The following is a 20,104-nucleotide window of genomic DNA, read 5'->3' as shown; positions in this document are numbered from 1 at the left end:
CTCAGGCGGCCAGGTCCGGGTCGGCGATCCGGCGCAGCTTCTGCAGCGCCTCCCGCTCGAGCTGACGCACCCGCTCGGCGGAGATGCCGTGCTTGGCGCCGATGTCGGCCAGCTTGTGCTGACGCCCGTCGGTGAGGCCGTAGCGCGAGCGGATGATGTCGGCGGCGCGGTCGTCGAGGTGGCCGACCAGGCTGTTGAGCCGGTCGCGCGACTCGGTGTCGAGGACGGTGAGGTCCGGGCCGGGCGCGGTCTCCTGCGCCATCAGGTCGCCGAGCGAGGTGTCGCCGTCCTCGTCCACCGGGGAGTCGAGGCTGACGTGCTCACGCCCCCACGACATCAGGTCGAGGACCCGATCGATGTCCATGCCGAGCTCCGCGGCGATCTCCTGCGGCTCGGGCTCGCGGCCGAGCTGGCGCTCCAGGGTGCGGCGGGCGCCGCCGACCTGGTTGAGCTCCTCGACGACGTGCACGGGCAGCCGGACGACGCGGGCCTGCTGGGCGATGCCACGCGTGATCGCCTGGCGCACCCACCAGGTGGCGTAGGTGGAGAACTTGTAGCCCTTGGTGTAGTCGAACTTCTCGACCGCACGGATCAGGCCGGTGTTGCCCTCCTGGATCAGGTCGAGCATCGGCATCTGCGCGCGGCCGTACTTGCGCGCGATGGAGACGACGAGCCGGAGGTTGGCGGTGATGAACTGGTCGACGGCCTTGCGACCCTCCTCGGCGAGCCACTCGAGCTCCTCCTGGTTGGCCGACATGGGAGCCCCGCCCTTGCGACGCCCGATCCGGCCCTGGGCCAGGAGGTGCTCGGCGAACAGGCCGGCCTCGATCGTCTTCGACAGCTCCACCTCGGCGGCGGCGTCGAGCAGGGCGTTGCGGGCGATCTCGTCCAGGTAGAGACCGACGCTGTCGCGCCCCTCGATCTCCCGAGCCCCGGACTGTGCGGTGCGTGTGGCCATGCGATGCCCCTCCTCACTGTGAGCACCTGCCCAGGTCCTCACGCCGTCTACAACGCACCCGGTGTCCCGGCGATTCCCGGACCAAACCTGAGTGCCTTCACTGGAGACGACGACCGAGGAGCCCCCGGAGTTGCACGGCCGCAGTACTCTCAGCCAGTTCTCAGGACGCCGTCCCCTCGAGAGGTGTTCGGCGCGGTCGCGCCGGCGGATGGCTGCCCGGCCAGGCCCATCCGGTCGAGCATCCAGGCGAGGCTGAACGCCCGGTCGTGCCAGGCCTTGTAGCGGCCCGAGACGCCGCCGTGGCCGGCCGACATCTCGGTGCGCAGCAGGACGTCGGCGTCCGGGTTGGTCGCGCGGATCCGAGCCACCCACTTGGCCGGCTCGACGTAGAGCACGCGGGTGTCGTTGAGCGAGGTCTCGGCGAGGATCGGCGGGTAGGGGCGCTCGGCGACGTTGTCGTACGGCGCGTACGACGCCATGTACTCGTAGACGGCCGGGTCCTCCTCGGGGTTGCCCCACTCGTCGTACTCGGTCACGGTCAGCGGCAGCGTCGCGTCAAGCATCGTGGTGAGCGCGTCGACGAACGGCACGCCCGCGACGACCCCGGCGAACATCTCCGGCGCCTGGTTGGCGACCGCGCCCATGAGCAGGCCGCCGGCGCTGGCGCCCTCCGCGACGAGCGTGTCCGGCGTCGTCCAGCCGGTGTCGACGAGGTGGCGGGCGCAGGCGACGAAGTCGGAGAAGCTGTTCTGCTTGCTCATCAGCTTGCCGTCGTCGTACCACCGCCGGCCCATCTCGCCGCCGCCGCGCACGTGGGCGATCGCGAAGGCGGCGCCGCGGTCGAGCAGCGAGAGCCGGGCGACGGAGAAGTAGGGGTCCATCGACGCCTCGTAGGCGCCGTAGCCGTAGAGCAGCGTCGGGATCGGGCGGGTGCCCATCGTCTCGTCCTCGCGGGAGTCGCGGCGGCAGACGATCGAGATCGGGATCCGCTCGCCGTCCTCCGCGGTCGCCCAGAGCCGGTGCTCCTGGTAGTCGGCAGGGTCGTAGCCGCCCAGGACCGGCGCCTGCTTGAGCAGGGTCAGCTCTCGGGTGCGGACGTCGTAGTCGTAGACCGACGAGGGCACCGCCATCGTGGTCCAGCCGATGCGCACGGTGGGCTGGGCGAAGCCGGGGTTGCCGCCGGAGCCGACGGTGTAGAGCGGCTTGGAGAACTCCACCAGGTAGTCCTCGCCGGGGCCGTCGGCGCCGAGCTCGATGATCCGCAGCTGGGTGAGGCCGTTGCTGCGCTGGTGGACGACGAGGTGGCCGGCGAAGGCGTCGACGTCCTCGAGGCGGACCTCGGGGTCGTGGGGGACCAGCGGCACCAGGTCCGCGATCGGCGTCGGCTCGACCGGCGCGGTGCCGATCTCGAAGTCGGCCCCGGCGGCGTTGTGCAGCACCAGGAACCGGTCGTCGCCGGCGATGACGGCGTGGTCGAGGGAGTACTCGATGCCCTCGACCCGCTCGGCGAAGACCTGGAGGCCGAGCTCGGGGTGGTCGGCGTCGAGGTAGCGGTACTCCGAGGTGACCTTGGAGCCCGCCGCGACCACGATGAAGCGGTCGGTGCGGGTGCGGCCGACGCCTACCCAGAAGCGGCCGTCGGTCTCGTGGTGGACCAGCTCGTCGTCGGCCTGGGCGGTGCCGAGGCGGTGCCGCCAGATCTTGTCGGCGCGCCAGGAGTCGTCGACGGTCGTGTAGTAGAGGTTCTCGCCGTCGCGGTCCCAGGTGGCCCCGCCGATGACGCCGGTGATCTCGTCGTCCAGCAACCCGCCGGTGCCGAGGTCCTTGACGCGCACGGTGTAGCGCTCGTCGCCGACGGTGTCGGTGGAGTAGGCCAGCAGGGTGCCGTCGGGGCTGATCGAGGAGCCGCCGAGGGAGAAGAAGTCGTGGCCCTCGGCGAGCGCGTCGAGGTCGAGCAGCACCTCCTCGCCGGGCAGTGCCGGCTCGTCGGGCGCGCAGTCCTCCGCCGGGGTCGGCGGGGTCCAGTCGTCGGGGTCGGCGACCGGGACGCGGCAGGTGGCGCCGTACTCCTTGCCGGCGAAGGTGCGGCCGTAGTACCAGTGGCCGCGGTTGCGCGTCGGCACGGACAGGTCGGTCTCGCGGGTGCGGGCCTTGATCTCCTCGAAGATCGACTGCCGCAGGTCGGCGAGGTGGGCGGTGCGCTCCTGGGTGTAGGCGTTCTCGGCCTCGAGGTGGGCGAGGACCTCCGGGGAGTCCTTGTCCCGCAGCCACTCGTAGTCGTCGACGCGGGTGTGGCCGTGGATCTCGCGGGTGGTGGGGCGGCGGTCGGCGACGGGTGGGACGGCGGCGGGCTGCATGCCGGCAACGCTAGCGTCGGGCCCGTGGAGACCGGACGGGCCGTCGACCTGAACGCCGACCTCGGCGAGGAGGTCACCGACGACGCCGCGCTGCTCGCGGTCGTGACGAGCGCGAACGTCGCCTGCGGCTACCACGCCGGGACCGCCGCGATCATGCGCGCGGTGTGCGCCGAGGCCGCCGAGCGCGGGGTGTCGGTGGGGGCGCAGGTCTCCTACGACGACCGGGAGGGCTTCGGGCGGGTCGCCCGCGACGTGCCCTCCGAGGTGCTCCGCGAGCAGGTCGCCGACCAGGTCGGGACGCTCTCGTCGATCGCGGCCGGGGCCGGCACGGTCGTCCGCTACGTCAAGCCGCACGGGGCGCTCTACCACCGGGTCATCGACGACGAGGAGCAGGCGGCGGCGGTGCTGGCCGGCTCCGGCGACCTGCCGGTGCTGGGGATGCCGGGCCGGTTCCTGGACCTGGCCGGCGCAGCCGGGCGGGAGATGCGGCTCGAGGGGTTCCCGGACCGGGGGTACGCCGCCGGCGGCCGCCTGCTGCCGCGCGGCGAGCCGGGCGCGCTGCTGGAGGACGCCGACGCGATCGCCGCCGCGGCCCTCGGGCTCGCGCCGCGCGTCGACTCGCTGTGCCTGCACGGCGACACCCCCGGCGCGGTCGTCAACGCGCGGGCCGTGCGGGCCGCGCTGGAGGCCGACGGGTGGACGTTGCGGGCGCCCTGGGGTCGCGGGTGAGCGTGCGCGCCCGGCCCGTCGGCCCGTCCGCCGTGCTCGTCGACGTGGCCGGACCCGGCGAGGCCCTCGCCCTGGCCGCCTGGGTCCGCGACCGTTCGCTGCCCGTCGTGGAGGTCGTCCCCGCGGCCGCGACCGTGCTGCTCGACGGCGTCGACCCCGCCGCGGTGCTCCCGGCGCTGGCGGCCTGGGAGCCGACCGCGGAGGCGCCGACCGGCGGGCTGGTCGAGGTGTCGGTGACCTACGACGGCGAGGACCTTGACGCGGTCGCCGACGCGTGGGGGACCACCGTCGCCGAGGTGGTCGAGCGGCACGCCGCGCTGACCTTCGTCTCCGCTTTCTGCGGCTTCGCGCCGGGCTTCGCCTACCTCGCCGGCCTGCCCGACGAGCTGTCCGTGCCGCGGCTGGACTCCCCGCGGCCGCGGGTGCCCGCCGGGTCCGTCGCTCTCGCCGGCACCTGGTGCGGCGTCTACCCGACGGCCTCGCCCGGCGGGTGGCGCATCATCGGCCGCACCGACGTCGGCCTCTGGGACACCCGGCGCGAGCCCCCGGCTCTGCTCCCACCCGGGACCCGCGTGCGGTTCGTGCCCGCATGAGGCTGCACGTGCTGGCCGCCGGCCACCTCACCACCGTCCAGGACCGGGGCCGCCCCGGCTGGGCGCACCTCGGCGTGCCGCGCGCCGGCGCCCTCGACGCGCCCGCGGCCGACCTCGCCAACCGGCTCGTCGGCAACCCCGCCGACGCCGCCGTGCTCGAGACGACGCTCGGCGGCCTCGCCGTCCGCGCCTCCGCCGACTGCTGGGTCGCCGTCACCGGCGCCGAGGGACCCGTGCTCGTCGACGGCCGCCCCCGCGGGCACGCCCGGGCCGAGCGGCTCCCCGCCGGCGCCCTCCTCGAGCTGGGTACGCCGCGGCGCGGGGTGCGCTCCTACCTCGCCGTCGCGGGCGGCATCGCGGTCGAGCCGGTGCTGGGCTCCCGCTCCACCGACACGCTCGCCTGGGTCGGTCCGCCCCGCGTGGAGGCCGGGGCCGTGCTGCCGGTCGGGCTGCCCCCCGGGCCGCCCGCGGCGCTCGACACCCCGCGGCCGGGTCGTCCGGGGCCGCTGCGCCTGCACCCCGGCCCGCGGGCCGACTGGTTCGCCGGCGACCCGGTCGCAGCGATGTGCCACGCGGCGTACACCGTGGAGGAGGCGTCGAACCGGGTCGGGCTGCGCCTGGCCGGGCCGCCGCTGGAGCGCGTGCGGAGCGGGGAGCTGCCCAGCGAGGGGATGGTGCTCGGCGCGGTGCAGGTGCCGCCGAGCGGGCGGCCGGTGGTGTTCCTGGCCGACCACCCGGTGACGGGCGGCTACCCGGTCGTCGCGGTCGTCGACGCGGGCGACCTGTGGCGGTGCGCCCAGCTGCGGCCGGGCGACGAGGTGCGGTTCAGCCTTGCTCGTCCGGCAGCGGCGGCGGCACCCACGCGCTGAGCGCCGGGTCGTCCTCGGCGTAGGAGCGCACCGGCCCGGCCGGCGTCTCGGCGGTCTCGAAGCGGACCGTGACCACGCCCCGGCCCGAGCCCCACACCCAGCCGCGGCCCATCTCGGTGTGCTCGACGTCCATGCCGGGCGCCCAGGTGCGGCGCGAGTGGTGCGGCACCTCGACCTCGGGCAGCGGCTCCTCCTCGGCCTCGGTCTCGCCGAAGAGGTCCTCCTGCACCCAGTCGGCCAGGCCCGAGACGCCGACGCCGAGCAACCGGACACCGCCGGAGGTGTCGAGGTCGGCGAGCAGCGCCCGGGCCGTGCGGGCGATGGTGGCGGTGGCGTCGGTGGGGGAGACGAGCGTGCTGGACCGGCTGAGCGTGGTGAAGTCGTGCAGCCGCACCTTGATCGTGATGGTCCGACCCGACAGGCCGTGCTTGCGCAGCCGCGTCGCGACCTCCCCGGCCTGGCGGGTGAGCAGCCCCTCCATCAGCCGGCGGTCGGTCAGGTCGGTGTCGTAGGTGCCCTCGACGCTGACCGACTTCGCCTCCCGGTCGGCGACGACCGCTCTGTCGTCCTGCGCCCGGGCCAGCGACCACAGGCCCGAGCCGTGCGCCTTGCCGACCAGGCGGACGAGCTCGTCGAGGCTGACCGCCTCGAGGTCGGCCACCGTGGTGATGCCGGCGCGCCGCAGCCGCTCGGTCGTCGCCGGCCCGACGCCCGGGATCACCGTGACGCTCATCGGGCGCAGCAGGTCGCGCTCGGTGCCGGGCGCGACGACGACCAGGCCGTCGGGCTTGTCGAGGTCGCTGGCGACCTTGGCGATGAACTTGCTGGTGCCGAGCCCGACCGACGCGGTCAGGCCGCGTGTCGCCTCGGTGACGCGGCCGCGCAGCTCCTCGGCGAAGGCGGTCACCGTTTCCACCTCCAGGTCCGGCAGGCCGGCCCGCTCGAGGTCGACGAACGCCTCGTCCAGCGACAGCGGCTCGACCAGCGGCGAGACCGAGCGCAGCAGCGACATCACCGCGTGCGAGGCCTCGCGGTAGGCGTGGAAGCGACCGCTGAGGAAGGCCGCGTGGGGGCAGCGCGAGCGCGCCTCGCGCGTCGACATGGCCGAGCGGACGCCGTACACCCGGGCCTCGTAGGACGCCGTCGAGACGACCCCGCGCCCGCCGACCCCGCCGACGACCACCGGCTTGCCGCGCAGCGAGGGCTTGTCCCGCTGCTCGACCGCGGCGAAGAACGCGTCGAGGTCGAGGTGCATGACCGATGCGTGCGCCCGCATCAGCGCCCCCTCCGGCCGGTCATGGGCGGAACCTACCTGCGGCCCACCTCCCGTCCCCAGGTGACGCCTCGCGCGTCGTCGTCCACAGGTCCCCTCGCACACCCGCCCCACGGCCGGTCGCCCCGGGGAGCGTCGACCCATGACCACATCGCACCCGGCCAGCGGCCGCTCCCCGTACACCGCCCGCACGACCGAGGACCTGCTGGCCGCCGTGCCCGTCGTCCTCGGCTTCCGACCGCGGGAGTCGATCGTCCTGCTCACCTTCGGCGGCGACCGCTCCGTGCACGCCCGCATCGACCTGCCCACCACCCAGCACGAGGCGGAGGCGGCCGCCCGGCAGCTGCTCGAGCCGTGCCGGCGCCAGCGGGTCCGCGCGGTCGCCCTCATCCTCGTCACCGGCGACGAGCGTGCGGCGAGCCGGGCCGCCCGCGCCGCGGTCCGGGCCTTCACCCGCGAGGGGATCGACGTGGTCGAGTCCGTCCGCGCCCATGAGGGCCGGTGGTACGTCGCCTGCGGGTCGCGCGACGGGGTGCCGGCCCACGGCGTGCCCTACGACGTCTCCGCCCACCCGTTCACGGCGCAGGCCGTGCTCGACGGGCAGGTCATGCTCGACTCCCGCGAGGCGCTCGCCGAGTCCGTGGCCGCCGACCCCGCCCGGGTGCACGCCGTCCTCGAGGCGGTCGTCGCGCTGCCCGGGGGCGAGCCCTCGGTGCCGGCGGAGAGCCGGTGGGCCGCCGAGCTCGTCGACCGCTGCGTCCAGGCGGGCACCGCGCCGACCGACGCCGAGGTCGCGCGCCTGGTCGTCGGGATGCTCGACGTGCCCGTCCGCGACGCGACCTGGGAGCTGATGCGCCGCTCCGAGGCAGCGGCGCACGTCCGCTTCTGGACCGACGTCGTCCGCCGCACCCCGGACGCCTTCTTGGCCGACCCGGCCGCACTGCTCGGCTTCGCCGCGTGGCTGTCGGGGCACGGCGCGCTGGCCTGGTGCGCGGTCGACCGCTGCCTCGACGTCACCCCCGGCCACCGGCTGGCCGGCTACCTCGCGCAGGTCCTGACCAACGCGGTCCCGCCCACGGTCTGGGACGAGGCGGGCGCCGGCTGACGCCGGCTCATGCGGGGCGCCGCCGAAGTGGGTACCTCCTCGACGTGGCGACCACCCTGATGACAGGCACCCGCGACGTGCGAGAGGCTGCCCGGCATGGGTGAGGAGGTCGACGCACAGGAGTTCTCGCGGGCCGACCGCACGCGGCACCGCGAGAAGGTCCGTCGGTGCCTCGACGTCTTCGCCCGGATGCTGCGCGACTCGCGCTTCGACACCGACGACCCGATGACCGGGCTCGAGGTCGAGCTCAACCTCGTCGACGAGCTCGGCGACCCGGCGTTGCGCAACGCCCAGGCGCTCGAGGCGATCGCCGACCCGGACTTCCAGACCGAGCTGGGCCAGTTCAACATCGAGATCAACGTGCCGCCGGCCAAGCTGCGCGAGGGCGGGCTGCGGACCTTCGAGGACGAGCTGCGGCGCAGCCTCAACGACGCCGAGGCCAAGTCGTCCGCGGTCGGGGCGCACCTGGTGATGATCGGGATCCTGCCGACGCTCACCCCGGACCACATGAGCCCGGACAGCCTCAGCCCCAACCCGCGCTACAAGCTGCTCAGCGAGCAGATCCTCGACGCCCGCGGCGAGGACATCGCGATCTCCATCGACGGGCCGGAGCGGCTGGTGACGACTACCGACTCGATCGTCCCGGAGGCGGCCTGCACCAGCACCCAGCTGCACGTGCAGACCTCGCCGGCCCAGTTCGCGTCGTACTGGAACGCCAGCCAGGCGATCTCCGCGGTCCAGCTCGCGGTCGGCGCCAACTCGCCGTACCTCCTCGGCAAGGAGTTGTGGCGCGAGACCCGCATCCCGCTCTTCGAGCAGGCCACCGACACCCGCAGCGAGGAGCTCAAGGCCCAGGGCGTGCGCCCGCGCGTGTGGTTCGGCGAGCGGTGGGTGACGTCGGTCTTCGACCTGTTCGAGGAGAACGTCCGCTACTTCCCGGCCCTGCTGCCGATCACCGACGAGGAGGACCCGCTGGCCGTCCTCGAGGGCGGCGGCACCCCCAACCTCGCCGAGCTGCGGCTGCACAACGGCACGATCTACCGGTGGAACCGGCCGGTCTACGACATCGCCGGCGGGGTGCCCCACCTGCGGGTGGAGAACCGGGTGCTCGCCGCCGGCCCGACGGTCGCCGACACCGCGGCCAACGCCGCCTTCTACTTCGGCCTGGTCCGCCACCTCGCCGAGAGCGAGCGGCCGCTCTGGTCGCAGATGTCCTTCAGCGCGGCGGAGGAGAACTTCCACGTCGCCGCCCAGCAGGGGATCGACGCCCACGTCTACTGGCCCGGCGTCGGCCAGGTCCGGGCGACCGAGCTGGTGCTGCGCCGGCTGCTGCCGATGGCGCGGGCCGGCCTGGACGCCTGGGGCGTGGAGGCGGCGGAGTCCGACCGGCTGCTCTCGATCATCGAGCAGCGCTGCCTCACCGGGGTCAACGGCGCGGAGTGGTTCGCCCGGCGGATGCACGACCGCGCCGGCGAGCAGCGCTACGACGCCCTGCGCGCCACGCTGCTGGAGTACCGCGAGCGGATGCACAGCAACGAGCCGGTCCACACCTGGGACTGACGCCCCCGCTCACCGCTCGCGCAGCCGCTGCCAGGTGCGGCCGGCGCCGGAGCGGGGGTCGCGCCAGCCGCGCCGGTTGGCCACGACCATGACCAGCGGCGCGCCCGCCTCGGCGTACGCCGTGCAGGCGGCGGCGAGCCACGCGGCGTCGACGTCCTGCAGGTCCAGCTCGCCGGTGCGGGTGAGCCACACCAGGGGCTCGTCCGCGCCGTCGCGCCGGGTCGCCGCCCGCATCGCGGCGACGGCGTCGGCCCGCAGCGCGTGGTCGAACCGGTCCTCGGGACGCACCGCCAGCACCCGCTCGACCCCGCCCGGCACCCCGACGTGGACCAGCGGCAGGTGCACCCGCCGCCGCTCGGAACGGGCGTGGTCCAGCACCGCGCGCCGCAGCAGCCGGTCCAGCCGGGCCGGCACCGGCCCGGGCACGCCCGGGGGAGCGGCTGGCGACACGGCTCCCTGACCGGCTGGGGGCTCGGTGGCGGGGGTCGAGGTCACGTCCCCAGCCTCCCGCAGGACGGGCCGGGCCCGCGCTCGCTCTCCACAGGCCGCTCATCGTCCATCGGCTACCGTGCCAGGCATGGGAACCGTGGTGGTGGGCTACGTGCCCAAGCCCGAGGGTGAGGCAGCGCTGGCGACGGCGATCGACGAGGCACGGCTGCGCGGCGCGAAGCTGGTCGTGGTCAACTCCCACCGCGGGGGTCCCGACCTCGACCGCGAGGCGGCCCAGGAGGCCGAGGCCGAGCTGGCCGCGGTCGAGTCGCGGCTCGCGGGCACGGGCATCGAGCACGAGGTGCGCCACCTCATCCGCGGCTTCGAGCCGGCGGAGGACCTGATCAGCATCGCCGAGGCCAACGACGCCGAGCTGATCGTCATCGGGCTGCGTCGCCGCTCGCCGGTCGGCAAGCTCATCCTCGGCAGCAACGCCCAGCGGATCCTGCTGGACGCCAAGTGCCCGGTGCTGGCCGTCAAGGGCGGTGCCTGAGGTGCACGCCGCCTCGATGACCGCGCTGGTCGAGGAGCACCTGGCCAAGGCCCGGGCGGCCGACGCCGGCCGCAGCGCCCACACGACGTACGGCGGCCAGGAGCACCGGCTGCGACAGACGCTCATCGCGCTGGCCGCCGGCCACCGCCTCGGCGAGCACGACTCCCCGGGCGAGGCCACCCTCCAGGTGCTGCGCGGATCGGTGCGCCTGCACGCCGGTGCCGAGACCTGGGACGGCGCCGAGGGCGACCTGCTCGTCATCCCCGCGGAGCGCCACGACCTCGAGGCCGTCGCCGACGCCGCCGTCCTGCTGACGGTCGTCACCGGGACCCGGCCGCCCGCCTGACCCGCTCGGGCAGGATGGGCCTCATGCCCAGCACGCCTGCCATCCACATCACCGGCGACGAGGCCGCTGACCGCGTCCTGACCGAGGACCCGTTCGCGCTCCTGGTCGGGATGATGCTCGACCAGCAGTACCCGATGGAGCACGCGTTCCGCGGCCCCGCCAAGGTCCTCGACCGCTTCGGCTCGCTCGAGCCGGCGCGCATCGCCGCGGCCGACCCGGAGGAGTTCGCGACCCTCTGCTCGACCCCGCCGGCGATCCACCGGTTCCCGGGCTCGATGGCGACCCGCCTGCAGGCGCTGGCCGCGCTGGTGGAGGAGAGGTACGACGGCCGCACCGAGCGGCTGTGGACCGAGGCGACCACCGGCAAGGACCTGCTGAAGCGGGTCCAAGAGCTGCCGGGCTTCGGCAAGCAGAAGGCGCAGATCTTCGTCGCGCTGCTGGCCAAGCAGCTCGGCGTCCGTCCCGACGGCTGGGAGCAGGCGGTCGGCGACTACTCGATGGAGGGCTACCGCTCGGTCGCGGACGTCGTCGACGGCGACTCCTTGCAGAAGGTGCGCGACTTCAAGAAGGAGAAGAAGGCCGCCGCCAAGGCGGCTGCGGGCTCCTGACCTGCGGCGGCACCCGCCCGGGGCCCTGGGTCCGTTCCCGACCACCGGCCACGCCGGGTGCGGGAAGTGGGTGCTGATGCCGTGCCCTCACCGACCCCGTGGCAGAATGAACATCGCGGCTCTTGACATGTGCGGGCTCTGCTGCGCCCGAGAGTCGCCCCGTAGCTCCACAGTCCGTTGACGAGAGGTGTTCGTGTCCTCGACCGCGCGCAAGATTCCTTCCGAGGTGCTCTCGCACCCCGCCGTCGTGGCTCTCATCGAGCGAGGCCAGCCGTCCGGCAGCCTGAGCCCGGAGGACGTCCGCCAGGCGAGTGAGGACGCGGCCGTCGAGCCGAAGCACCTCAAGTCGCTCCTGGCGCACCTCAGCTCGCTGGGCATCTCCGTCGACATCAGCGCCAGCGCCCAGCGCGCCGTGGCCGCGACGACGGCCCGCAAGACGACGACGGCCAAGACCGCCAAGAAGGCCCCGGCCAAGAAGGCGGCCGCCGCTGCTCCCACCGAGGAGGAGGCGGCCCCGGCGAAGAAGACCGCGGCCAAGACGGCGAAGACCGCGAAGACGGCCAAGAGCGCTGCCGCCAAGACCGCCGCCGAGCCGGTCCCCGCGGTGGCGGCGCCGGTCATCGGCCCCGACGGCAAGAAGATCCTCCCCGACGTCCCGGACGAGCAGTTCGAGAAGGACGTCGCGCAGGACCCGACCATCAAGGCGGACGAGGAGGAGGCCACGGCCACCTCGACGTTCGTCGTCTCCTCCGCCGACGAGACCGACGAGCCTGCCCAGCAGGTCATGGTCGCCGGCGCGACCGCCGACCCGGTCAAGGACTACCTCAAGCAGATCGGCAAGGTCCCGCTGCTCAACGCCGAGATGGAGGTCGAGCTCGCCAAGCGGATCGAGGCCGGCCTGTTCTCGGAGGAGAAGCTGGCCAAGGGCGGCAAGATCACGCCGAAGCTCCTCGAGGAGCTCGAGTGGATCGCCGAGGACGGCCGCCGCGCCAAGAACCACCTGCTCGAGGCCAACCTGCGCCTCGTGGTCTCGCTGGCCAAGCGCTACACCGGCCGCGGCATGCTCTTCCTCGACCTGATCCAGGAGGGCAACCTCGGCCTCATCCGTGCGGTCGAGAAGTTCGACTACACCAAGGGCTACAAGTTCTCGACGTACGCCACGTGGTGGATCCGCCAGGCGATCACCCGCGCGATGGCCGACCAGGCCCGCACCATCCGCATCCCGGTGCACATGGTCGAGGTCATCAACAAGCTGGCTCGCGTCCAGCGCCAGATGCTCCAGGACCTGGGTCGCGAGCCCACCCCGGAGGAGCTCGCCAAGGAGCTCGACATGACCCCCGAGAAGGTCATCGAGGTCCAGAAGTACGGTCGCGAGCCCATCTCGCTGCACACGCCCCTCGGCGAGGACGGCGACTCGGAGTTCGGTGACCTCATCGAGGACTCCGAGGCGATCGTGCCGGCCGACGCCGTGTCGTTCACGCTGCTCCAGGAGCAGCTGCACGCGGTCCTCGACACGCTCTCCGAGCGCGAGGCCGGCGTGGTCAGCATGCGCTTCGGCCTCACCGACGGCCAGCCCAAGACCCTCGACGAGATCGGCAAGGTCTACGGCGTGACCCGCGAGCGGATCCGCCAGATCGAGTCGAAGACGATGTCGAAGCTGCGCCACCCGTCGCGCTCGCAGGTCCTGCGCGACTACCTGGACTGACACCAGCCCCGCCGACGTACGCCGGCACCGACCGAGCCCCGCACCTCTCGAGGTGCGGGGCTCGGTCGTTCCTGGACGCGATCGGGACGCGCGGAGGTCATGCGGACGGTGCCACCGGCGGCTCCGTCCGCATGACGTCCTGGGTGGTCAGCCGCCGGCGACGAGGACGACGGCGGCGGCGCAGAGCGCGAGCCCGAGGGCCTGGCCGCGGTGGACGGTCTCGCGCAGGACGAGTGCGGCGAGCAGGACCGTGACGGCGGGGTAGAGCGAGGTGAGGACGGCCGCGACGGCGAGCAGGTCCTCGCGGGTGGCGAGCAGGAACAGCCCGGTGGCGGTCGCGCCCAGCAGGCCGCTGACCACGCCGAGGGCGGCGCCGCGCTCCCGCGGGACCCAGGAGGCGCGGACGACGAGCGCGACCGCGACGATCGCCAGGCCGGCGACGCCCTGGTTGACCGCGAGGGGGAGCAGGCCGGCGCCCTCGCGCACCTCGGCGAGCGCGGCGAACATCGCGCCGAAGCCGAGCCCGGCGAGCACGCCGTCGAGGAGGCCGGACGAGCGCGGGGCCGGACGGCCGTCGACGGCGACGTCCGCGGGCGTCCGCGAGACCAGCCAGATGGCCGGGAGGGCGGCGACGAGGCCGAGCCAGACGAGCAGGCCGGGGCGCTCGCCGGCGAGCAGCCCGACCACGACCGGCACCAGGGTCGCCCCGACACCGGAGACCGGGGCGACGACGCCCATCCGTCCCGAGGACAGGCCGCGGTAGAGGAACGCCGTGCCGAGCCCGTTGCCGATCCCGCCGAGGACCGCCCAGCCGAGGTCGGCACCGGTGGGGGAGCCGTCGACGACGGTGGCGAGCGCCAGCACGGCGGTGGCCCCGGCGACCTGGGCGGTGAGCGCGACGGCCCAGGCGGTGGAGCGCTGGGAGGCGAAGCCGCCGACGAAGTCACCGAGGCCGTAGGCGAGGGCGGCCCCGAGCGCGAGCAGCGCGCCCATCAGGTGACGACGACGCCGACGGCCCAGGTCGCCGCGGCCATCATCGCCGCGAGCAGCTCGATGAGGATGCTGAGGCCCGCGGCCTTCAGCGCGTGCACCGTCGACGGCCAGGCCGCCGACGCGCCGACGCGGCGGTGCTCGGCGAGGTAGACGCCGAGCACGAAGCCGAGCAGCAGGCCGACGACGGGGACGACGAAGAAACCGACGAGGCCGAGCGCACCGCCGACGGCCAGCGTGGAGCCGGGGATGCCGGCGTCCTGGAGCCGGCGGCCCGGCACGGCGTACTTCACGATCGCGCCCAGCGCGAGGACGGTGACCGCGACAGCGAAGACCGTCCACGCGGTGCTCCCGCCGACGTCGACGGCCCAGACCAGGACGGCGGCGAGGACCAGCAGCGTCCCGGGCAGGACAGGGACCAGCACGCCGATGATCCCCACGGCGATGACGACGGCGAGGAGGACCTCGAGCAGGCTCACGGGATCACCCTGTCACGTGGTGGTGCGGCCGCGGTGGAAATGGCCGACGGCCCCGGACATCGTCCGGGGCCGTCGCTAGGTCTGGGTGGGTCGTCGGTCAGCGCTCGTCGGGAGCAGCTGCTGTAGGGGTCCCGGTCAGCTTGTGGGTCTCGTCGACGACGTTCGCCGCGATCTCCTTGAGCTTGTCGCCGTGCTCGCGTGCGTGGTGGGCGCAGAAGAGCAGCTCTCCGCCCGTCTGGAGCTCCACACGGAGGTAGGCCTGGGCTCCGCAGCGGTCACAGCGGTCCGCAGCGGTCAGCGGGGCGCTGGGGGCAACGGCAGTGGTCACATCGGCCTCATTTCTTCAGTCTCGGTACCAGGCTCAACGTGTGAGCGGGGCGAAGGATTCCCGCGGCCACGTGGTGCCTGACACCTCGATCTCATCACGATCAGTGTTGCCCGTTACCGGGGTTTCCATGCCCCGGACCTCGAGAGGCCCGGATCACGATCACCCGTGGTGGGTGGACAACGACTGGTCCTTGGGATTGTGACGGGGTGCGGACCGTCCCGGTGCCCGTTCGGCTCACCTCGAGCCAGATCGTGTCCGCATCGTGACGTCCCGCGTGCTGCTGGGTGCTGCTGGGGTCTCGCTGGGTGGTGCCGGCTGTGCTGCGGCTCACCGTAGTGGCGGCCGGACCTGGCGTGGCTCCGGGGGGCCGCGGCGTGTCGCGGGTAGATTCGGAGCCGCACCTCCGACGGATGGCACGCCGCCGTCGGCCCGTCGTACCGCAGGAGCCCCACGATCGCCGACAACACCTACAACGCAGCGCACCTCCTGGTCCTCGAGGGCCTCGAGGCGGTCCGCAAGCGCCCCGGGATGTACATCGGCTCGACCGACACCCGCGGCCTCATGCACTGCCTGTGGGAGATCATCGACAACGGCGTCGACGAGGCGCTCGGCGGCCACGCCGGCCGGGTCGAGGTCACGCTGCACCCCGACGGGTCCGCGGAGGTCCACGACGACGGTCGCGGCATCCCCACCGACAAGGAGCCCAAGACCGGGCTGCCCGGTGTCGAGGTGGTCGCGACCAAGCTGCACGCGGGCGGCAAGTTCGGCGGCGGTTCGTACGTCGCCACCGGTGGCCTGCACGGCGTCGGCCTGTCGGTGGTCAACGCGCTGTCGACGCGGATGGACATCGACGTCGAGCGCTCGCCCGCGGTCCAGGGGATCTCGTTCCGCCGCGGCGTGCCCGGGGTCTTCGCCGAGGAGGGCCCGGCGGCCGACTTCGAGGCGCGGTCGGGGCTGACCCGCAAGGGCGGCCGGGTGGCCAAGGGGCGCACCGGCACGCGGATCCGGTTCTGGCCGGACCGGCAGGTCTTCACCAAGGACGCGGGCTTCGTCTACGACGAGCTCGTCACCCGCGCCCGCCAGACGTCGTTCATCGTGCCCGGCCTCGAGCTGGTCATCCGCGACCTGCGCGGCTCCGCCGACGGTGGCGAGCTGGTCGAGGAGAAGTTCCGCCACGACGGCGGCATCACCGAGTTCACCGACTTCCTCGCCTCCGACGAGCCGGTCACCGACGTGCTGCGCCTGCAGGGCTCCGGCACGTTCACCGAGACCGTCCCGCTGCTCGACGACAAGGGCCACATGACCCCGCAGGAGGTCGAGCGCGAGCTCGCCGTCGACGTGGCGGTCCGCTGGGGCACCGGTTACGACACCGAGCTCCGGTCGTTCGTCAACGTGATCGCCACGCCCAAGGGCGGCACGCACGTCGCCGGCTTCGAGCAGGCGGTCACCCGCACCTTCAACGACACGATGAAGGCCGCGAAGGTGCTGAAGGTCAACGACGACGACGTGACCAAGGACGACGTGCTCGAGGGCATGACCGCGGTCGTCACCGTGCGGCTGGCCGAGCCGCAGTTCGAGGGCCAGACGAAGGAGATCCTCGGCACCCCCGCCGCGCGCACCGTCGTACGCCGCGTGGTCGCCGCCGAGCTCAAGCAGTTCCTCACCTCCAGCAAGCGCCAGGAGAAGGCGCAGGCCAAGCTGGTCATGGAGAAGGTCGCCGGCGCGGCGAAGACCCGCATCGCGGCGCGCCAGCACAAGGAGACCCAGCGGCGGAAGAACGCCCTCGAGTCCTCCGCCCTGCCCTCGAAGCTCGCCGACTGCCGCGCCACCGACAACGACCGCACCGAGCTGTTCATCGTCGAGGGTGACTCCGCGCTCGGCACCGCCAAGCTCGCGCGCAACTCCGAGTTCCAGGCGCTGCTGCCCATCCGCGGCAAGATCCTCAACGTCCAGAAGGCCTCGGTCGGCGACATGCTGAAGAACGCCGAGTGCGCCTCGATCATCCAGGTCGTCGGCGCCGGCTCGGGGCGGACCTTCGACCTCGACGCGCGGCGCTACGGCCGGATCATCTTCATGGCCGACGCCGACTCCGACGGCGCGCACATCCGCTGCCTGCTGGCGACGCTGTTCTTCAAGTACATGCCCGACCTGATCCGCGAGGGCCGCGTCTACTCCGCGGTGCCGCCGCTGCACCGCATCGAGATCTCCAACCCGCGCAAGGGCATGGACAAGTACGTCTACACCTACTCCGACGACCAGCTGCAGCGGAAGCTGGCGGAGCTGAAGAAGAAGAACATCAAGTGGAAGGACCCGGTCCAGCGCTACAAGGGCCTCGGCGAGATGGATGCCGACCAGCTGGCCGAGACCACCATGGACCCCCGCCGCCGGACGCTGCGCCGGATCACCGTCGACGACGCCGACGCCGCGGCAGGTGTCTTCGAGCTGCTGATGGGCTCCGACGTCGCCCCGCGCAAGGAGTTCATCGTCCAGGGCGCCTACGAGGTCGACGTCGACGCGCTCGACGCCTGAGGTCCCTGTGGAGGACCGGCCGGCGACCCCGCACCGACGCGTGCGTCGGGTGCCGCCCGGCCCGCTGCGGGCCGTCGGCTGGCTGGTGGCCGTGGTGGTCGCCGTGCTGTGGGCGTTCTCGGCCGGCGTGGAGTGGTCGGACGCCCGCCACTGCGGGCCGCAGGCCACCGACTGCGACCTGGGGGCGCTCGACGGGATCCTCTGGGCGGCCGTCGCGCTGCTCGGCGTGCTCCTCGTCATGGCCTGCGTCGAGCTGTGGCTGCTGGTCCGGCGGCGGCGTGCTGTCCCAGGTGTCGACGTGGCCGGGCGCGGGTAGGTCGGGTCCATGGGCCATCGTCTTGCGCGCGCGTTGGGCGCCTCTTTGTTGCTGTCAGGGTGCCTCACGCTCCTGGTCGCCTTCTTCTGCCACCTCGCGGGCGAGCCGGACGGGATGCACGCGAGCGCGGTGTGGGTGCTCACCACGCTCGGACTGCTGCTGGTCGGCAACTCGCTGGTCGTGCTGGTCGTGGAGTCGCAGGTGCGGTCCGAGCGCGCGCCCGCGGCCGGCTGAGGCTCACGCAGCCACGTCGGGCACCGGCGCGGGGACGCGGACGACCGGCATGAGCTTGTCGGCGCGCGGGGTACGACGGGCGTCGCGCCGGCCGAGGTCGGCGACCTGCTCGAGCCACGCCGCGCGCCCCTCGGCCGAGCTGCCGTGCACCGGGCCGATGCGGGTGGCCGGCACGGGGCGGAGGCCGCAGAAGCGCAGTGTGCTGCGGCGCAGCTGCCGGACCGCGCTGTCGCCCATCAGGCCACGCAGCCACCAGCCGGGGGAGTCGGTCGTCATGATCACGCGGGCGGACCGGCCGGCGAGCAGGCCCTGGGGGAGTCCGTTGTCGCGGTACCGGTAGGCCCAGCCGCGCTCGAGCGTCCGGTCGAGGAAGCCCTTGAGAACCGCCGGCACCGAGCCCCACCAGACCGGCGCGATCACGACGACGTGGTCGGCGGCGACGAGCGAGGCCTGCGCGCGGAGGAGGTCGGGCTCGAGTGGCTGCTCGGCGCGCAGCCCCCGGCGCAGGTCGAGGTCGAAGTCGAGGTCGCGCAGGGCGAGCAGCTCGACGTCCGCGCCCGCGGAGCGGGCGCCGACGGCGTACCGCTCGGCGAGGGCGGCGCAGAGCGAGCGGTCGTCGGGATGGGCGTCGAGGACCAGGATCCGGGACATGGCGGTCTCTTTCTTGACGGTGTAAAGATCGGGTGACATGCAGCCTCGGGTACTATCTTTCGCGTGTCAAGATCTTCGTCCGCCTACCACCACGGCGACCTCCGCCGCGCGCTCGTCGACGCCGGCACGGCGCTCCTCGAGGAGCAGTCGCCCACGAACGTGAGCCTGCGCGAGGTGGCCCGGCGGGCAGGAGTGAGCCACGCGGCGCCGTACCACCACTTCGGCGACCGCGGAGGCCTGCTCAAGGCGATCGGCGACGGGTGCATGCGCGACTTCCTCGACCGCCAGGAGGCCGCTGCCGCGGCGGAGGCAGACCCGGCCGAGCGGCTTGTGGCTCTGGGCGAGGCCTACGTGTCCTTCGCCGCGGAGAGGCCGCACGCCTTCGCGCTGGTCTTCGACCCCGAGCTCTGCCCGCCGCAGGACCCGAGCCCGGAGCGCGCACCGCTCATCGCCCGCAACGAGGAGCTGCTCGCCGAGTGCGTCGCGGCGTGGCTGACCCACCGAGACCGCGGACCGGAGGACCTCGAGGCGCTGGCGACGGCGTTCTGGGGCACGGTCCACGGGCTGGCGGCGCTGGTCGGCGAGGGGCAGCTCGACCGAGGGCAGGTGGCGCCGGCGCTGCACGCGCTGGTGCGCTGAGCCCCGCGGGGGGACCGTCGGCTCATCGGCCCGGCTGGCAACATGGACGGGGTGCCCACCCGTCTCGTCGTCGCCCTCGTGGCGGTGCTGGCTCTCGTCACCGGGTGCACGGGCGACGGCGGGGACGACGCGCCCGCCAGTGAGGGCCCGGCCGCGACGGAGCAGGCGCCGCCGCCCAGCCCGTCCGAGCGCCTGGGCCTGGGCACCGGCTGGGGACCGACCCGCGCGGAGCTCGACAGCGCCGCCCGGCGGGTCGGTCGGCTGCGGCTGCCGCAGCTGGCCGGCCAGGTCGTCGTGGCGAGGTACGCCGGCACGCGGGCGCCCACCGAGCTGGTGCGTCGCCTCCACCTGGGCGGCGTGGTGGTCTTCGACGACAACGTGGCCGGCCCGGAGCGGCTCGCCACGGCGTTGCGGCGGCTGCAGCGCGGATCCGGTCGCGGGTGGCCGGTGATGACGGCGGTCGACCAGGAGGGCGGCCTCGTCCAGCGGGTCGGCGGGGCGGTCACGGCGTACCCCTCCTTCATGAGTGCCGGGGCCGCCCGCGACCCCGCGCTGACCCGGCGCGCCCACCGCGCCCTCGGGGCGGAGCTGCGGGGGATCGGCCTCAACGTCGACCTCGCGCCGGTCGCCGACGTGACCGTCGGCCCGGCCGACCCCGTGATCGGCTCCCGCTCGCCGGGCTCCGACCCGGGCGTGGTCGCTCGGCACGCGGTGGCGGCGGCGCTCGGCCTGCGCGGCGCGGGCGTGGTGCCGGTGGTCAAGCACTTCCCCGGGCACGGGTCGCTGACGACCGACAGCCACGTCGCACTGCCGGTGCAGACCCGGACGGTGCCGCAGCTGGAGCGGGTCGACC

21 protein-coding genes and 1 pseudogene are annotated in these 20,104 nt (G+C 73.8%); 14 read left to right on the top strand and 8 right to left on the bottom strand.

Annotation, left to right across the window (positions count from 1 at the left end; genetic code table 11):
- Position 1 precedes the first annotated feature (1 nt).
- Both QWY29_RS17190 and QWY29_RS17185 read right to left on the bottom strand, forming a co-directional pair.
- The gene (locus tag QWY29_RS17190; RefSeq protein ID WP_300962326.1) at positions 2–958 is read right to left on the bottom strand and encodes a sigma-70 family RNA polymerase sigma factor; all 957 of its coding nucleotides are present in this window, start codon (positions 956–958) and stop codon (positions 2–4) included.
- A gap of 149 nt (positions 959–1,107) precedes the next feature.
- A complete protein-coding gene (locus QWY29_RS17185; protein ID WP_300962325.1) occupies positions 1,108–3,315 on the bottom strand; it encodes a S9 family peptidase in 2,208 nt (735 codons plus the stop codon).
- 24 nt (positions 3,316–3,339) lie between these two features.
- Here QWY29_RS17185 and QWY29_RS17180 point away from each other — a divergent pair, with 24 nt between their 5' ends.
- Genes QWY29_RS17180 through QWY29_RS17170 form a run of 3 tightly spaced genes read left to right on the top strand, consistent with a single transcriptional unit; the run spans position 3,340 to position 5,506 of the window.
- Entirely contained in the window at positions 3,340–4,044 is a 705-nt protein-coding gene (locus QWY29_RS17180) for a 5-oxoprolinase subunit PxpA (protein WP_300962323.1), read from the top strand.
- Positions 4,041–4,637, top strand: coding sequence for a 5-oxoprolinase subunit B family protein (locus tag QWY29_RS17175; protein WP_300962322.1), 597 nt, complete (start codon positions 4,041–4,043; stop codon positions 4,635–4,637). The genes QWY29_RS17180 and QWY29_RS17175 overlap by 4 nt, the downstream gene beginning before the upstream one ends.
- On the top strand, positions 4,634–5,506 hold the full coding sequence (locus tag QWY29_RS17170) for a 5-oxoprolinase subunit C family protein (protein ID WP_300962321.1): 873 nt from the start codon (positions 4,634–4,636) through the stop codon (positions 5,504–5,506). Before QWY29_RS17175 ends, QWY29_RS17170 begins: the two co-directional genes overlap by 4 nt.
- On the opposite strand, the gene QWY29_RS17165 is transcribed toward QWY29_RS17170, so the two are convergent.
- Positions 5,463–6,782 (bottom strand): DNA polymerase IV, encoded by a 1,320-nt coding sequence (locus tag QWY29_RS17165; RefSeq protein ID WP_300962320.1) that lies wholly within the window; start codon positions 6,780–6,782, stop codon positions 5,463–5,465. The two genes, QWY29_RS17170 and QWY29_RS17165, sit on opposite strands and share 44 nt — an antisense overlap.
- Before the next feature lie 139 nt (positions 6,783–6,921).
- Between QWY29_RS17165 and QWY29_RS17160 the strand changes: the two genes are divergently transcribed.
- A complete protein-coding gene (locus QWY29_RS17160; protein WP_300962319.1) occupies positions 6,922–7,884 on the top strand; it encodes a DUF4192 domain-containing protein in 963 nt (320 codons plus the stop codon).
- Between the two features lie 96 nt (positions 7,885–7,980).
- Positions 7,981–9,444, top strand: a complete 1,464-nt coding sequence (locus QWY29_RS17155) for a glutamate-cysteine ligase family protein (RefSeq protein ID WP_300962318.1) — start codon at positions 7,981–7,983, stop codon at positions 9,442–9,444.
- Between the two features lie 9 nt (positions 9,445–9,453).
- On the opposite strand, the gene QWY29_RS17150 is transcribed toward QWY29_RS17155, so the two are convergent.
- Entirely contained in the window at positions 9,454–9,939 is a 486-nt protein-coding gene (locus QWY29_RS17150; protein WP_300962317.1) for a hypothetical protein, read from the bottom strand.
- An 82-nt stretch (positions 9,940–10,021) separates the two neighbouring features.
- On the opposite strand from QWY29_RS17150, the gene QWY29_RS17145 reads away from it, so the two are divergent.
- From QWY29_RS17145 to QWY29_RS17130, 4 genes and pseudogenes are all read left to right on the top strand, one after another.
- Entirely contained in the window at positions 10,022–10,426 is a 405-nt protein-coding gene (locus QWY29_RS17145; protein ID WP_300962316.1) for a universal stress protein, read from the top strand.
- A complete protein-coding gene (locus QWY29_RS17140) occupies positions 10,419–10,772 on the top strand; it encodes a cupin domain-containing protein (RefSeq protein ID WP_300962314.1) in 354 nt (117 codons plus the stop codon). The genes QWY29_RS17145 and QWY29_RS17140 overlap by 8 nt, the downstream gene beginning before the upstream one ends.
- Before the next feature lie 23 nt (positions 10,773–10,795).
- Positions 10,796–11,380, top strand: a complete 585-nt coding sequence (locus QWY29_RS17135) for an HhH-GPD-type base excision DNA repair protein (RefSeq protein WP_439117450.1) — start codon at positions 10,796–10,798, stop codon at positions 11,378–11,380.
- Between the two features lie 622 nt (positions 11,381–12,002).
- Positions 12,003–13,085: pseudogene (locus tag QWY29_RS17130) on the top strand (RNA polymerase sigma factor); the annotation flags it as partial.
- A 147-nt stretch (positions 13,086–13,232) separates the two neighbouring features.
- Here the strand turns inward: QWY29_RS17130 and QWY29_RS17125 are convergent.
- From QWY29_RS17125 to QWY29_RS17115, 3 genes are all read right to left on the bottom strand, one after another.
- Entirely contained in the window at positions 13,233–14,078 is an 846-nt protein-coding gene (locus QWY29_RS17125) for an EamA family transporter (RefSeq protein ID WP_300962310.1), read from the bottom strand.
- A complete protein-coding gene (locus tag QWY29_RS17120; RefSeq protein ID WP_300962309.1) occupies positions 14,078–14,554 on the bottom strand; it encodes a DUF456 domain-containing protein in 477 nt (158 codons plus the stop codon). The genes QWY29_RS17125 and QWY29_RS17120 overlap by 1 nt, the downstream gene beginning before the upstream one ends.
- Positions 14,555–14,651: 97 nt before the next feature.
- Entirely contained in the window at positions 14,652–14,882 is a 231-nt protein-coding gene (locus QWY29_RS17115) for a DUF7455 domain-containing protein (protein ID WP_300962308.1), read from the bottom strand.
- 453 nt (positions 14,883–15,335) lie between these two features.
- Between QWY29_RS17115 and QWY29_RS17110 the strand changes: the two genes are divergently transcribed.
- Genes QWY29_RS17110 through QWY29_RS17100 form a run of 3 tightly spaced genes read left to right on the top strand, consistent with a single transcriptional unit; the run spans position 15,336 to position 17,961 of the window.
- The gene (locus QWY29_RS17110) at positions 15,336–17,411 is read left to right on the top strand and encodes a DNA gyrase/topoisomerase IV subunit B (protein WP_300962458.1); all 2,076 of its coding nucleotides are present in this window, start codon (positions 15,336–15,338) and stop codon (positions 17,409–17,411) included.
- Between the two features lie 49 nt (positions 17,412–17,460).
- On the top strand, positions 17,461–17,727 hold the full coding sequence (locus tag QWY29_RS17105; protein ID WP_300962307.1) for a hypothetical protein: 267 nt from the start codon (positions 17,461–17,463) through the stop codon (positions 17,725–17,727).
- 48 nt (positions 17,728–17,775) lie between these two features.
- On the top strand, positions 17,776–17,961 hold the full coding sequence (locus QWY29_RS17100; RefSeq protein ID WP_300962306.1) for a hypothetical protein: 186 nt from the start codon (positions 17,776–17,778) through the stop codon (positions 17,959–17,961).
- A 3-nt stretch (positions 17,962–17,964) separates the two neighbouring features.
- Here QWY29_RS17100 and QWY29_RS17095 read toward each other — a convergent pair whose 3' ends face one another.
- Complete coding sequence (locus tag QWY29_RS17095; RefSeq protein ID WP_300962305.1) at positions 17,965–18,612, bottom strand: NAD(P)H-dependent oxidoreductase; 648 nt, start codon at positions 18,610–18,612, stop codon at positions 17,965–17,967.
- Positions 18,613–18,675: 63 nt separating this feature from the next.
- On the opposite strand from QWY29_RS17095, the gene QWY29_RS17090 reads away from it, so the two are divergent.
- Complete coding sequence (locus tag QWY29_RS17090; protein ID WP_300962304.1) at positions 18,676–19,251, top strand: TetR/AcrR family transcriptional regulator; 576 nt, start codon at positions 18,676–18,678, stop codon at positions 19,249–19,251.
- A gap of 51 nt (positions 19,252–19,302) precedes the next feature.
- On the top strand, positions 19,303–20,104 hold an 802-nt coding region (locus QWY29_RS17085; protein WP_300962303.1), incomplete at its 3' end, for a glycoside hydrolase family 3 N-terminal domain-containing protein.

The sequence above is a fragment of the Nocardioides abyssi genome (assembly GCF_030412915.1).
Lineage (GTDB): Bacteria > Actinomycetota > Actinomycetes > Propionibacteriales > Nocardioidaceae > Nocardioides > Nocardioides abyssi.
Note: the sequence above shows the minus strand (reverse complement) of the source record. Positions and strands in the feature narration are given on the sequence as shown.

Bases quoted from the DNA above. Each gene is read 5' to 3' on its own strand.
- QWY29_RS17190 (WP_300962326.1), bottom strand. From the start codon at position 958: ATGGCCACACGCACCGCACAGTCCGGGGCTCGGGAGATCGAGGGGCGC.
- QWY29_RS17185 (WP_300962325.1), bottom strand. From the start codon at position 3,315: ATGCAGCCCGCCGCCGTCCCACCCGTCGCCGACCGCCGCCCCACCACC.
- QWY29_RS17170 (WP_300962321.1), top strand. From the start codon at position 4,634: ATGAGGCTGCACGTGCTGGCCGCCGGCCACCTCACCACCGTCCAGGAC.
- QWY29_RS17165 (WP_300962320.1), bottom strand. From the start codon at position 6,782: ATGCGGGCGCACGCATCGGTCATGCACCTCGACCTCGACGCGTTCTTC.
- QWY29_RS17160 (WP_300962319.1), top strand. From the start codon at position 6,922: ATGACCACATCGCACCCGGCCAGCGGCCGCTCCCCGTACACCGCCCGC.
- QWY29_RS17155 (WP_300962318.1), top strand. From the start codon at position 7,981: ATGGGTGAGGAGGTCGACGCACAGGAGTTCTCGCGGGCCGACCGCACG.
- QWY29_RS17145 (WP_300962316.1), top strand. From the start codon at position 10,022: ATGGGAACCGTGGTGGTGGGCTACGTGCCCAAGCCCGAGGGTGAGGCA.
- QWY29_RS17135 (WP_439117450.1), top strand. From the start codon at position 10,796: ATGCCCAGCACGCCTGCCATCCACATCACCGGCGACGAGGCCGCTGAC.
- QWY29_RS17125 (WP_300962310.1), bottom strand. From the start codon at position 14,078: ATGGGCGCGCTGCTCGCGCTCGGGGCCGCCCTCGCCTACGGCCTCGGT.
- QWY29_RS17095 (WP_300962305.1), bottom strand. From the start codon at position 18,612: ATGTCCCGGATCCTGGTCCTCGACGCCCATCCCGACGACCGCTCGCTC.